Raw genomic sequence first — 12,550 nt, 5'->3', positions numbered from 1 at the left:
CCGTCCGTGCGTGTCGGATTACGCTGCGCTAGTCCGACCTACCTCGCCGCTCATGCTCAAATACCTGCGCACCGTACTGACCACGCTATCGGCAAAATCGTCGACATTGACTTTCGCGGCGCGGTACTTCCAGCGTTTCACGTACCAGTCCTGGAACAGGGCCAGGCAGTGCGCGGAGAGCAAGGTGGGATCGCCATGCGGCTTCGGCTCGATTTCCGCGATGGTGGCGGCGATCAGGGTCTGGACGAACAGTTCGGAGTTCTTCGCCATGCTGCGCTGCTCCACCTGCAGCACGCGCGAATCCATGAAGACGAAGTAAAACCACGGCTGCAGCACTTCAGACAGGTAGATCGACGAGCGTATCATCGCTTCCAGGCGGTCCAGCGGCGACTTCACGTCGGCGAACAGCAGCGGCAACGCCTGCGTGGCGTGGCGCACCACGTCCTCGATCATTTCGGCCAATTGGTCCTTGCTGGTGATGTAGCCATACAGGCCGCCCATCGACAGCCCCGTCTCGCGGCACAGGTCGCGCAAGCTCATGGCGCGGAAACCGACGTCATTGGCCAGGCGGAACGTGGCGCCGAAAATGCGTTCGAGATTTTCCAGCGCCGGCTTGCGGCGCTTGACGCCGATACGGCCCGCGTGGCGGTCAAGAATATATTCCCAGATGTTTTCGCCATTCAGGGGCGTCATCTGCTGAAACTGTTCGAAATTAAAATGGGTCGACAAGTGCATTCCCAAGTAACGGTTATGAGCGGTGTAAATACAGTGCCTGGGCGGCGCTGCAAGACGGCGGGACGGCTGATGCGGGGCCGATTATAGCTCAGGAAAACAACTATTTTACTTTTCAACTATGCAATGAGTGCATAAGCAACGATGAATGCGCACAGATATTGCGCTGCATCATGCAATTTAAATGCAATTTAAATCCAGCGGTGCTACATTCAAAAAACCGAGCGCTCGCTATATTTCATGCATCGATAGAATGTGCAGTGGGCACACGGGTAATCGCTACAGCATCGACATTTCCACTATTAATTCAATCGACTATTAATAAGAACGGAGACAAAATGAAGACTCGCTTTTGGCAACTGCTATCCACGCTGCTCCTCGCCATCGCCATCCTGCCCGGCAGCGCCAGCGCGGCCGGCTACACGCAAACGAAATACCCGATCGTGCTGGTGCACGGCCTGTTCGGCTTCGACAAGCTGGGTCCCGTCGAATATTTCTATGGCGTCCCCGCTGCCCTGCGCAGCGGCGGCGCGCAAGTCTATGTAACCACCGTGTCGGCCGCCAACAGCACGGAAGTGCGCGGCGAGCAGCTGCTGTCGCAGGTGCGGCAAATCCTCGCCGCCACGGGCGCGGCCAAGGTCAACCTGATCGGCCATAGCCACGGCGGCCCCACGGCCCGCTATGTGGCGTCCGTGCGGCCCGACCTGGTGGCTTCCGTCACCAGCGTGGCCGGCGTCAACAAGGGTTCGAAGGTGGCCGACATCCTCATCGGCGCGGCCCCCAACACGAGTGGTGCGCTGGGCAATGCGCTCGCCAGTCTGATCGGCATTTTGTCGGGCAACAAGGGGCTGCCGCAAAACGCGGGCGCCTCGCTGGCCTCGCTGTCCACGGCCGGTTCGCTGGCCTTCAACAGCCGCCATCCGCAAGGCATCCCGGCCACGGCCTGCGGCGAAGGCGCCTACCAGGTGCAGGGTGTGCACTACTTTTCGTGGAGCGGCGCGCAGCCGTACACGAACGTGCTCGACGTGGGCGACCCGCTGCTGGCCGCCATCAGCCTGGCCTTTGGCGGCGCCAAGAACGATGGCCTCGTCAGCAGCTGCTCGAGCCACCTGGGCAAGGTGATCCGCGACGATTACGCGATGAACCATCTCGATGAAGTCAACCAGTTCGTCGGCATCGTCAACCTGTTCGAGACCAGCCCCGTCACCGTCTTCCGCCAGCAGGCCAACCGCCTGCAAGGCCTGGGACTGTAAGGAGACGGCGATGCGCACGAACGCGAAATGGATGATGACGGGCGGCGTGGCGGCCCTGGCCCTGTATCTGGCGCTGCGGCCGGGCGAGCCGCCGGCCCCGCCGCCGGAAAAGGCCGAGCCGGACCTGTTTGCGTTCGTGCGCTCGATGGAAGGCACGCGGCCCGATGGCAACGTGACGGTGGCCGCCGGCGACAAGCTGGTGGTCGACGCGGAACTGGGCCACCTGTTCGACTATTACCTGGCGGGCCTCGGCGAAAAGCCGCTGGCCGCCATCCGCAGCCAGATCGAGGCGGAGCTGGACCAGCGCCTGGCGCCCGTCCCCGCGCGCGAAGCGAAGCGCCTGCTGGGCGCTTACCTCGACTACAGGCAGGCGCTGGCCGGCGCGGAACAGGCCCTGCCCGCGCAAGCCGACCCCGCCATGGCGGCCCGCGCGCGGCTGCAAGCCATGCGGGCCTTGCGCGGCAATTATTTTACTGCGCAGGAAAGCGCGGGCCTGTTCGGCGCCAGCGACGCGTATGACGACGATGCCGTGGCGCGCATGACGATACTCGGCGACGCCACGCTGGACGAGGCGCAGCGCCAGGCGAAACTGGCGGCGCTGGACCAGCACCTGTCGCCGGCCCAGCGCGCCGCGCGCGACGCGCCGCTGCAGGTGACCAAGCTGGACGCCTCGGTGCAGGCGCTGCGGGCCCAGGGCGGCGGCGAGAATGAAGTCTACCGCCTGCGCGCCAGCACGTTCACGCCGGCGGCGGCGGCGCGCCTGGCCGAGCTGGACCGCGAAGAATCGCAATGGCAGCAGCGCATCATCGCCTATCAGGCGCAAAAGGCCAGCCTGCCCGGCGGCGCGCAGGACGCGACGGCCGTACAGCAGCTGCGCGACGCCAGTTTCACGCCGGACGAACAGCGCAGGCTGGGCGCCTACGAATGAAGGTGGCCACGCCCGTTAGGGAAAGATGACGGATGACTTGGCGATCCCCCAGTTAACATTGGCCAGCATCGAACGCTTGCTTTGCCCTGCTTGCCTGTCACTGGACACGCCCAGGGTCAGATACAGGCCGTCAGCCACCTTGTATTCCAGGCCAAGCAATGCGCGCTTGCGATCATCGAGAATCAAGCCGGGCGCACTGCTCCTGAGAATGGAATACTCGGCAATGCCCGCCAGACGTGGATTGCCATAGCGTAAATTGAGCCCGGCGACGCGCTGGCGGGCCAGAACGTCATTGCCCGCGATGTCTTTCATAGCCGCATTGCGCGTGTGCCGGACGTGCGCCGTCAGCAGGTAACCGAGCCGCTTGCCGGTATCGAGCCTTTCTTTGCCAAGATCTCCGCCATAGCTTCCCGTCAGCCAATAGGCCGAGGCATCCGCGGCACTGGCGTCGGGCGCATCGCCGGAGGAAAAGACCCGGCCCGCGCCGAAAGCCAGCATGGTCTGGTTCCATTTGCTCAGGATGCCTGTAATTTCTTCCTGGCACTTTTCAATGCCCGCCTGGACTTCTGCGGACATCGGCACGGCGGCCGACGGCGCCCCCGGCGCATTACCCGGCGGCGCCAGGGGTGGCGCGCTGTCGTCGAAGGAACGGGCGGCGCCCCGACACCGGTCGTCGGCCGCCACCAGCAACACGCCATCCATTTCGCGCGAATACAGGACGGACTGCAGGCCCAGCGCCGTTTGCTTGGCGCCGTTGTTTTCCCCCACCTTGGTGGCAAACGACACCGTGGTGCGCGACAGTACGCGGGTAGGCCAGCTGTGCACGATGCCATCCCAGCTGGTATGCCCCAGCACCAGGCTGGGCGCGATTTCAGCCGCCACCGCATTGGCCAGTTCCCCGTTTTCATCGTAAGCCCGCGCAATCTGCGTGACGAATTCGCGGAAAGTCGACAGGCGCGGCACCTGCTGCGCCGAAGCGCCCAACAGGAAGGCGGCGGGCGCCGTCGTCGCCGGCATGTCGACTACGGCTTTCTGCAGCAGGCTGCCGAGCGACATTTTTTCCGCGGCCGCGCTGGCACAGCACAAGCACAGGCACAGCGGCATGCCATACGCCGGAAAGGGCCGCATGGCTAGTTCACCAGTTGCAGATAGGTGACGCCGATCAATCCCGCCGCATTGCCGTCGATCGCCTGAGGAGAGCCGTAGTCGAACAGCTCGTCATCATCGGCCAGGACCGACAACCCCACGCGCAGCTTGTCCACCTGCGGCATCAGCAGGTGCGCCTCGCCCTGTACCTTGAACGAATAGTAGCGCCTTGGCTTGACGGGAAACGAGGTCGATTGCACGTCGGGCGTATGGGCCAGGTTGTCCAGGAACGAGGCGCCGATCTTCTCCCATTCGGAGGACTCGGAAATTTCCCTGCTGAAAATGACGATCTTGAGATTGGCGCCCACCGGGGGCTTGGCGAGCAACTGCACCTGGATGCGACGCGTGTCGGCTGGAATATCGACCCAGTTTCGGGTACTGAAATCTATCATGGCTAGGCTCATGGCGCGCCCTCCTCTCGTTGGTTTGCATGCGATCGATGAATGCCGGGCCGCCGTGATCGGTGGCTTGCCGGCCAAATAACGCCCCATAGGCATGCCCAGACGCGACCGCGACCGCTTGTGCTGGAGCAGGGAGATGGGAATCGTTGCAGCTGTGCCTGATCAGCCGGACCTGTCGGCGACAACCATGGGGGCATGGCGTCTGTGCAGACGCCGGCGCAAGACAGCAACGACCGGAATACCCGGGATGGTTGGCCTGAACTGCCTATTCAATCCCCTTCCTGCGCCACGGCTTTGAGCGCGCGCAAAGAAAACAGCGCCGGCGCCCTGCCGGCATGTGGCGCGGCCACAAAAAACGGCCGCGCAAGGCGGCCGTCCGGTATCGGGCAGGCGGCAAGGCCGCCGTCACCCTATCCCACGATCAGAATACTTCCCACTCGTCATCGCGCGATGCGTTCTTGTGCCCGGACGGCACGGCGCGCAGCACGGGACGCGGTTTCGCGGCCGCGCGCACGGGCGCCGCCACGACGCGCGGCTTGCTCGCCGTCGCCGCCACGCGCGCCGGCGCTGCCTGCATGCCGTCAAGCTTGAAGACGCTGACCACGCCGGCCAGCTGGCCCGACTGTTCCTGCAGCGATTCGGCCGCGGCGGCCGCCTCTTCCACCAGGGCCGCATTCTGCTGCGTCACCTGGTCCATCTGGCCGATGGCCTGGTTGATCTGGTCGATGCCCGAGCTTTGCTCCTGCGTGGCCAGGCTGATTTCCGCCATGATGTCCGTCACGCGCTGCACGCTGGAAACGATTTCCGCCATCGTGCTGCCCGCCTCGGCCACCAGCTTGCTGCCCGCGTCCACCGCCACGACGGAGTCGCCGATCAGGGTCTTGATTTCTTTCGCTGCGCCAGCCGATCTTTGGGCCAGATTACGCACTTCCGTCGCCACGACGGCGAAGCCGCGCCCCTGCTCGCCCGCGCGCGCCGCTTCCACGGCCGCGTTCAAGGCCAGGATATTCGTCTGGAAGGCGATGCCGTCGATGACGGAAATGATGTCGACGATCTTGCGCGACGATTCGTTGATGGCATCCATGGTCTCGACCACCTTGCCCACCACCTCGCCGCCCTTGACGGCCACGCCCGAGGCGCTGCGCGCCAGCTGGTTCGCTTGCTGGGCGTTGTCGGCGTTCTGGCGCACGGTGGAGGTCAGTTCTTCCATCGACGACGCCGTCTCTTCCAGCGAGCTGGCCTGCTCTTCCGTGCGCGAAGACAGGTCCAGGTTGCCGCTGGCGATCTGCGACGAGGCCGTGGCGATGGTGTCCGTCCCGCTGCGCACCTGGCCGACGATGCTCACCAGGCTCGTGTTCATGTCTTTGAGGGCCTGCAGCAGCTGGCCCGTTTCTTCCGTCGTCTGCACGTCGATATGGCTGGTCAGGTCGCCCGAGGCCACCGTCTGCGCCACTTTCACGGCCGAGTTGATCGGTTGCGTGATGGCGCGCGTGATGTAGGCGGCGCAGGCGATGCCCACGGCCGACGCCAGCAGCGCCAGGATCAGCATCAGGCTTTCCGAGCGGACCACGGCCGCGCCGCCCGCCTTCACGCTGGCCTCGGCCACGCCGTTATTGAGCTTGATGATTTCGTTCAGGCTGCCCTCGGCCTTGCTGAACAGGCTGCGCGAATCCTGGTATTGCTTGTAGAACGCCACGAACAGGGTCTTTTGCTGCTGTTCGTCGCGGTTGTCGGCCAGCTGGCGCAGGATGGCGCGCACCTTGTCGTCGTCCGCCTTCCAGGCCGTCCACTCGTCCAGGAAGCGCTTCCACAGCACGGCTTCCTCGGGCGTCTGCGGCAGCGGCTCGTACAGCTTGCGTCCCGCCTCGATATTCGTCCAGGCCTTGGTGCGCAGCTGCAGCGCTTCCGCGAACTTGTCCTGTGCCTGGTAATTGTTTTCATAGATGGCCGCCGTCAGGGTGGCGGCGGCGACGGCCGTCTGGCCTTCGTTAATCATCAGCAAGCCCTGGATCGACGGCAGGCGCACCACGCCGATTTCATTGACGGCATCGCCCACGGTGGCGATGCCCGTATAGCCGCAGATGCCCACCACCAGCAGCGCCGCCATCATCACGGCGACGAGCGTCGCCAACTTCCATTTGATCAGTAAATTCTTAAACATGGCTAGGTCCTTTATAAAGTCACGATAACTGCTGGCGAGGTTGGGGCTGGCATGTTCGAGTAAAACAGCTGACACTTGTATAAAGGTGGCGGGGACGGGGCGTACGCTTCGTTACAATTGGCGAGATTTCATAAGAGGAAGCATAGTGGAAAATGCGCGCGCTGACTGTTACATACTTGATACAAGACAATATTTATTTCCTGACTGTGGCGCACCTTGCACAGTGGCATCAAAAATCCATCCGACGCCCCGCTTTGGTGCAAAAAATCGCGGCGTGCCGCTATTGGCTACGCAGTTAATAGTCGTATAAGATGGTCAACAAGCAAACAACAGGCACACCATGGCTTATCCTATCGAACACAAGCTGGTCATCGGCGTCGCCTCGAGCGCGCTGTTCGACCTGTCCGAGTCGCACCAGGTCTACCTCGACAGCGGCCCCGAGGAATACCGCAAGTACCAGGAAGCGCATATAGCCGAGGTGCTGCCGCGGGGCGTGGCCTTCCCCTTCATCCGCCGCTTCCTGAACATCAACAAGCACTATCCGCGCCAGTCGCCCGTGGAAGTGGTGCTGTTTTCGCGCAATTCGCCGGAAACGGGCTTGCGCGTCATGCACTCGATCGCCCATTACGGCCTCGACATCTCGCGCGCCGCCTTCATGACGGGCCAGTCGCCGTATCCCTACCTGCCCGCCTTCAACGCGTCGCTGTTCCTCAGCGCCAATGAAGACGACGTGCGCAGCGCGCTGGACTGCGGCTACCCTGCCGGCCTGGTGCTGCCGTCGCGCACGGAAGACGATGTCAGCGACGAAGAGCTGCGCGTGGCCTTCGATTTCGACGGCGTGATCGCCGACGACGAAGCGGAAACCGTGTTCAAGCGCAACAACGACGTCGATGAATTCCACGCCCACGAAACCCTGAACGTGGGCACGCCGCACCGCCCCGGTCCGCTGGCCGACCTGTTCCAGAAGCTGGCCACCATGCAGCGCCTGGAGGAAAAGGCGCAGCGGCGCGACCCCGGCTACAAGAAGCTGCTGCGCATCGCCATCATCACGGCGCGCAACGCCCCGTCGCACGAGCGCGTCGTGACGACGCTGAAAAGCTGGGGCGTGGCGGCCGACGAGACGTTTTTCCTCGGCGGCATGGACAAGTCGCGCGTGCTGGCCGTGTTCAAGCCGCATATCTTCTTCGATGACCAGATGAGCCATCTGAAATCGGCGGGCGGCACGATACCGATGGTGCATGTCCCGTTCGGCATCGCCAATGCCCGCGCCTGATCAAACCTGCTGCGCGTCGCGCTATGCGGCCGGCGATGTTCACCGCACGAAAGTACGCTTGCGCTTCCTGGCCACGAATCACTGCCGCTCGCGACGGTTTTCTCAAGCGCGGGGATAGAGGCGATGGTCTATAATCTTGCCTGTCGGCGCCGTCACTGGCGGCGCTGCGCGCACCACAGCCGTCCCACTCAACTGCCTCTGCCACTAGCGTCGTCGCCTGCATGTCCTTAGACTTAACAAAATCCCTCCCCAAGCCCGGCAGCCGCTTTGCGCTGCCCGCCCTGTATGGTTCATCCGACGCCTATGCGCTGGCATTGGCCGCGCTGGCATTGAAGGCACGCGGCCAGATGCTGGCCGTGGTGGTGGCGCAGGCCAGCGACGGCCAGCGCCTGCTCGATGAAATCCCTTGGTTTGGCGGCAAGGAACTGCGCTGCCACCTGCTGCCGGACTGGGAAACCCTGCCCTACGACGCCTTTTCGCCGCACCAGGACCTGGTGTCCGAACGCCTGGCCACCCTGCACGAAATCGGCAACCGCCAGTGCGACGTGCTGATCGTGCCGGCCACCACGGCGCTGGTGCGCCTGGCGCCGCCATCCTTCCTGGCCGCCTACACCTTCTTCTTCAAGAAGGGCGAAAAGCTCGACGAGGCGCGGTTGAAGTCGCAGCTGACCCTGGCCGGCTACAGCCACGTCTCGCAAGTGATGTCGCCCGGCGAATACTCGGTGCGCGGCGGCCTGCTCGACCTGTTCCCCATGGGCTCGGCCCTGCCCTACCGTCTCGACCTGTTCGGCGACACCATCGAGACCATCCGCACCTTCGACGCCGACACCCAGCGTTCGCTGTATCCCGTGCACGAAGTGCGGCTGCTGCCGGGTCGCGAATTCCCCATGGACGAGGCGGCGCGCACCACCTTCCGCAACCGCTGGCGCGAGCAGTTCGAAGGCGACCCTTCGCGCTCGGTCGTCTACAAGGACATCAGCAGCGGCATCGCCTCGGCCGGCATCGAATACTACCTGCCCCTGTTCTTCGAGCAGACGGCCACCCTCTTCGATTACCTGCCGCCCGACGCCTCGCTGGCCCTGGTGGGCGACATCGACGCCGCCATCGGGCGCTTCTGGACCGATACGCAGTCGCGCTACCGCTTTTTAAAGGCGGACCGCGAGCGGCCCATTTTGGCGCCCGAAGCGCTGTTCCTCTCGGATGAACAGTTCTTCGGCCTGGCCAAGCCGTATCCGCGCCTGGCCATCACGAAGTCCAACGATGCGCTGGCGTCCGAACTGTCGGCGCCCGTGCCGAACATCGCCGTCAACCGCCGCGCCGACGATCCGCTGGCCAACCTGCGCAGCTACCTGCTGCAATCGGGCCGCCGCGTGATGATCTGCGCCGAATCGAATGGCCGCCGCGAAACCCTGCAGCAGTACTTCACCGAATACGATTTGCACCTGACGCCGGTGGAAGGCTGCGACGGCTTTTTGCAATCCGACGCCAAGCTGATGCTGGGCGTGGCGCCGCTGCACGCGGGCTTCGAACTGTTCACGCCGGAAGGTAATTTATCCTTCATCACGGAGACGGAACTGTATGCCGGTTCCGGCCGCAGGGTCGGCACGAAGAAACAGGAAGGCGTGACGCAGGTCGAGTCGATGGTGCGCGACCTGTCGGAGCTGAAGATCGGCGACCCGGTGGTGCACATCAACCACGGCATCGGGCGCTACATGGGCCTGACCAGCATGGACCTGGGCGAAGGCGAAACGGAATTCCTGCACCTGGAATACGCCAAGGACACCAAGCTGTACGTGCCCGTGTCGCAGCTGCATGTGATCTCGCGCTATTCGGGCGCCTCGCCGGAAGACGCGCCGCTGCACTCGCTCGGTTCGGGCCAGTGGGAAAAGGCGAAAAAACGCGCGGCCGAACAGGTGCGCGACACGGCCGCCGAGCTGCTCAACCTGTATGCGCGCCGCGCGCTGCGCCAGGGCCACTCGTTCGAATTCTCGGCGCACGACTACCAGCGCTTCGCCGACAGCTTCGGCTTCGACGAGACGCCGGACCAGGCCGAGGCCATCAATAACGTCATCAAGGACATGACCTCGGGCAAGCCGATGGACCGCCTCGTGTGCGGCGACGTCGGCTTCGGCAAGACGGAAGTGGCGCTGCGCGCCGCCTTCATCGCCGTCATGGGCGGCAAGCAGGTGGCCATCCTGGCGCCCACCACCCTGCTGGCCGAACAGCATGCGCAAACCTTCGCCGACCGCTTCGCCGACTGGCCCGTGCGCATCGCCGAGTTGTCGCGCTTCCGCACCGGCAAGGAGATCACGCAGGCGTTCAAGGGCATGGCCGACGGCACCATCGACATCGTCATCGGCACGCACAAACTGCTGTCGGACGATGTGAAGTTTACCCGACTGGGCCTGGTCATCATCGACGAGGAACACAGGTTCGGCGTGCGCCAGAAGGAAGCGCTGAAAGCGCTGCGCGCGGAAGTGGACGTGCTGACGCTGACGGCCACGCCGATCCCGCGCACGCTGGGCATGGCGCTGGAAGGCTTGCGCGACTTTTCCATCATCGCCACGGCGCCGCAAAAGCGCCTGGCCATCAAGACCTTTGTGCGCAGCGAAGGCGAAGCCATCATCCGCGAAGCATGCTTGCGCGAACTGAAACGGGGCGGCCAGATCTACTTCCTGCACAACGAGGTGGAAACCATCCAGAACCGCCTGGCCATGCTGACGGAACTGCTGCCCGAGGCGCGCATCGCCGTGGCGCACGGCCAGATGCACGAGCGCGACCTGGAAAAGGTCATGCGCGACTTCGTCGCCCAGCGTTTCAATATTTTGCTGTGCACGACCATCATCGAGACGGGCATCGACGTGCCGACGGCGAACACCATCATCATGCACCGCGCCGACAAGTTCGGCCTGGCGCAGCTGCACCAGCTGCGCGGCCGCGTGGGCCGCTCGCATCACCAGGCCTACGCCTATCTGCTCGTGCACGATGTGCAGGGCCTGACAAAACTGGCGCAGCGCCGCCTGGACGCCATCCAGCAGATGGAAGAGCTGGGCAGCGGCTTTTACCTGGCCATGCACGACCTGGAAATCCGCGGCGCCGGCGAGGTGCTGGGCGAGAGCCAGTCGGGCGAGATGACGGAGATCGGCTTCCAGCTGTATTCGGACATGCTCAACGAAGCCGTGCGTTCGCTGAAGGCCGGCAAGGAGCCGGACCTGGCGGCGCCGCTGGCGTCGACGACGGAAATCAACCTGCACGTGCCGGCCCTGCTGCCGGCCGATTTCTGCGGCGACGTGCACGAGCGCCTGTCGATCTACAAGCGGCTGGCCAACTGCGCCACGCAGGACAAGATCGACGATATCCAGGAAGAGCTGATCGACCGGTTCGGCAAGCTGCCCGACCCGGTGAAGGCGCTGATCGAGACGCACCGCCTGCGCATCGCGGCCAAGACCGTGGGCATCGTCAAGATCGACGTGCATGGCGAGGCGGCCACCCTGCAATTCATGGCCAAGCCGCCCATCGACCCGATGCGCATCATCGAGTTGATCCAGAAAAACCGCCACATCAAGCTGCATGGCCAGGACAAGCTGAAAATCACGGCCGCCATGCCGGACCTGGCCGCGCGCGTGACGCAGATCAAGACCACCATCAAGCAATTGACGGTTTAGACTATTCATACCATTTATGCAGGGCTGACCCATGACCAATACCAAGACCATCACCATGAATCTGATCCTGCAGGGCCTGGACGGCGACAGCGCCCGCCTCGAGCGCATCGCCGCGCTGGCCGCGCCGACGTCCATCACGCGCCTGGGGCCGAACGCCGTGCGCTGCGAAAAGATCGCCTATTCGCCCGCGCTGCGCCCCACCATCGAAGTGGCGGCGCAGGCGGCGCAGCTGGACGCCACCTACATGATGGGTCAGCGTGAACTCGCCGAGTTCAAGCTGGTGGCGATGGACATGGATTCGACCCTGATCACCATCGAATGCATCGATGAAATCGCCGACATGCAAGGCTTGAAGCCGCAAGTGGCGGCCATCACGGAAGCGGCCATGCGCGGCGAGCTCGATTTTGCCGCCAGCCTGACGCAGCGCGTGGCCCTGCTCGAAGGCCTCGATGCGTCCGCCCTGCAGCGCGTCTACGACGAGCGCCTGAAACTGTCGCCCGGCGCGGAAACCATGCTGGCGGCCGTGCAGAAGGCGGGCCTGAAAACCCTGCTGGTGTCGGGCGGCTTCACCTTCTTCACGGAACGCCTGAAGGAACGCCTGGGCCTCGACTACACGCACGCGAACGAACTGGAAATCGTCGACGGCAAGCTGACGGGCAAGGTATTGGGCGGCATCGTCGACGCCGAGGAAAAACAGCGCACGGTGGAACGCGTGTGCAAGGAGATGGGCATTTCCCCGTCCGAGGCCATCGTCATGGGCGACGGCGCCAACGATTTGAAGATGATGGGCATCGCCGGCCTGTCCGTGGCCTTCCGCGCCAAGCCCGTCGTGCGCTCGCAGGCCGACGTGGCGCTGAACTTTGTCGGCCTCGATGGCTTGCTCAACGTATTGAGCTGAGCTGGTGCCGGCCTGAGTTGGCCTGGGCTGGCGGCAGATGGCAAGGCAGCGGGCGGCGCGCGCACGGCTGCATATTTTTGCTATATTGCAAAC

9 protein-coding genes are annotated in these 12,550 nt (G+C 64.0%); 5 read left to right on the top strand and 4 right to left on the bottom strand.

The window, feature by feature from the left end; genetic code table 11:
• Window positions 1–18: 18 nt before the first annotated feature.
• Window positions 19–735, bottom strand: a complete 717-nt coding sequence (locus tag AC1RDJ_RS04425) for a TetR/AcrR family transcriptional regulator (protein ID WP_083411741.1) — start codon at window positions 733–735, stop codon at window positions 19–21.
• A 335-nt stretch (window positions 736–1,070) separates the two neighbouring features.
• Between AC1RDJ_RS04425 and AC1RDJ_RS04420 the strand changes: the two genes are divergently transcribed.
• Together AC1RDJ_RS04420 and AC1RDJ_RS04415 are read left to right on the top strand one after the other, a co-directional pair.
• Window positions 1,071–1,985, top strand: coding sequence for a lipase family alpha/beta hydrolase (locus tag AC1RDJ_RS04420; protein WP_071323219.1), 915 nt, complete (start codon window positions 1,071–1,073; stop codon window positions 1,983–1,985).
• Window positions 1,986–1,995: 10 nt separating this feature from the next.
• The gene (locus AC1RDJ_RS04415; protein ID WP_493026605.1) at window positions 1,996–2,913 is read left to right on the top strand and encodes a lipase secretion chaperone; all 918 of its coding nucleotides are present in this window, start codon (window positions 1,996–1,998) and stop codon (window positions 2,911–2,913) included.
• Window positions 2,914–2,928: 15 nt separating this feature from the next.
• Here the strand turns inward: AC1RDJ_RS04415 and AC1RDJ_RS04410 are convergent, their stop codons facing one another.
• The 3 genes from AC1RDJ_RS04410 to AC1RDJ_RS04400 all read right to left on the bottom strand — a co-directional run bounded on the left by AC1RDJ_RS04410 (window position 2,929) and on the right by AC1RDJ_RS04400 (window position 6,621).
• The gene (locus tag AC1RDJ_RS04410) at window positions 2,929–4,041 is read right to left on the bottom strand and encodes a hypothetical protein (protein ID WP_493026604.1); all 1,113 of its coding nucleotides are present in this window, start codon (window positions 4,039–4,041) and stop codon (window positions 2,929–2,931) included.
• A 2-nt stretch (window positions 4,042–4,043) separates the two neighbouring features.
• Window positions 4,044–4,451 (bottom strand): hypothetical protein, encoded by a 408-nt coding sequence (locus AC1RDJ_RS04405; protein WP_071323216.1) that lies wholly within the window; start codon window positions 4,449–4,451, stop codon window positions 4,044–4,046.
• A gap of 430 nt (window positions 4,452–4,881) precedes the next feature.
• On the bottom strand, window positions 4,882–6,621 hold the full coding sequence (locus AC1RDJ_RS04400) for a methyl-accepting chemotaxis protein (protein ID WP_493026603.1): 1,740 nt from the start codon (window positions 6,619–6,621) through the stop codon (window positions 4,882–4,884).
• A 340-nt stretch (window positions 6,622–6,961) separates the two neighbouring features.
• Between AC1RDJ_RS04400 and AC1RDJ_RS04395 the strand changes: the two genes are divergently transcribed.
• The 3 genes from AC1RDJ_RS04395 (at window position 6,962) to serB (ending at window position 12,457) form a co-directional block, all read left to right on the top strand.
• Complete coding sequence (locus AC1RDJ_RS04395; protein WP_493026602.1) at window positions 6,962–7,894, top strand: 5'-nucleotidase; 933 nt, start codon at window positions 6,962–6,964, stop codon at window positions 7,892–7,894.
• A gap of 221 nt (window positions 7,895–8,115) precedes the next feature.
• Entirely contained in the window at window positions 8,116–11,559 is a 3,444-nt protein-coding gene (gene mfd, locus AC1RDJ_RS04390) for a transcription-repair coupling factor (protein ID WP_071323213.1), read from the top strand.
• Between the two features lie 55 nt (window positions 11,560–11,614).
• Window positions 11,615–12,457: a phosphoserine phosphatase SerB gene (serB, locus tag AC1RDJ_RS04385; RefSeq protein WP_289887333.1), complete on the top strand. Its 843-nt coding sequence runs from the start codon at window positions 11,615–11,617 to the stop codon at window positions 12,455–12,457.
• Window positions 12,458–12,550: the final 93 nt, after the last annotated feature.

The sequence above is a fragment of the Janthinobacterium sp. GW822-FHT07H10 genome (assembly GCF_058798675.1).
This window is presented reverse-complemented; position numbering and strand designations above follow the sequence as displayed.

Bases quoted from the DNA above. Each gene is read 5' to 3' on its own strand.
- serB (WP_289887333.1), top strand. From the start codon at position 11,615: ATGAATCTGATCCTGCAGGGCCTGGACGGCGACAGCGCCCGCCTCGAG.
- AC1RDJ_RS04425 (WP_083411741.1), bottom strand. From the start codon at position 735: ATGCACTTGTCGACCCATTTTAATTTCGAACAGTTTCAGCAGATGACG.
- AC1RDJ_RS04420 (WP_071323219.1), top strand. From the start codon at position 1,071: ATGAAGACTCGCTTTTGGCAACTGCTATCCACGCTGCTCCTCGCCATC.
- AC1RDJ_RS04395 (WP_493026602.1), top strand. From the start codon at position 6,962: ATGGCTTATCCTATCGAACACAAGCTGGTCATCGGCGTCGCCTCGAGC.
- AC1RDJ_RS04410 (WP_493026604.1), bottom strand. From the start codon at position 4,041: ATGCGGCCCTTTCCGGCGTATGGCATGCCGCTGTGCCTGTGCTTGTGC.
- mfd (WP_071323213.1), top strand. From the start codon at position 8,116: ATGTCCTTAGACTTAACAAAATCCCTCCCCAAGCCCGGCAGCCGCTTT.
- AC1RDJ_RS04415 (WP_493026605.1), top strand. From the start codon at position 1,996: ATGCGCACGAACGCGAAATGGATGATGACGGGCGGCGTGGCGGCCCTG.
- AC1RDJ_RS04400 (WP_493026603.1), bottom strand. From the start codon at position 6,621: ATGTTTAAGAATTTACTGATCAAATGGAAGTTGGCGACGCTCGTCGCC.
- AC1RDJ_RS04405 (WP_071323216.1), bottom strand. From the start codon at position 4,451: ATGATAGATTTCAGTACCCGAAACTGGGTCGATATTCCAGCCGACACG.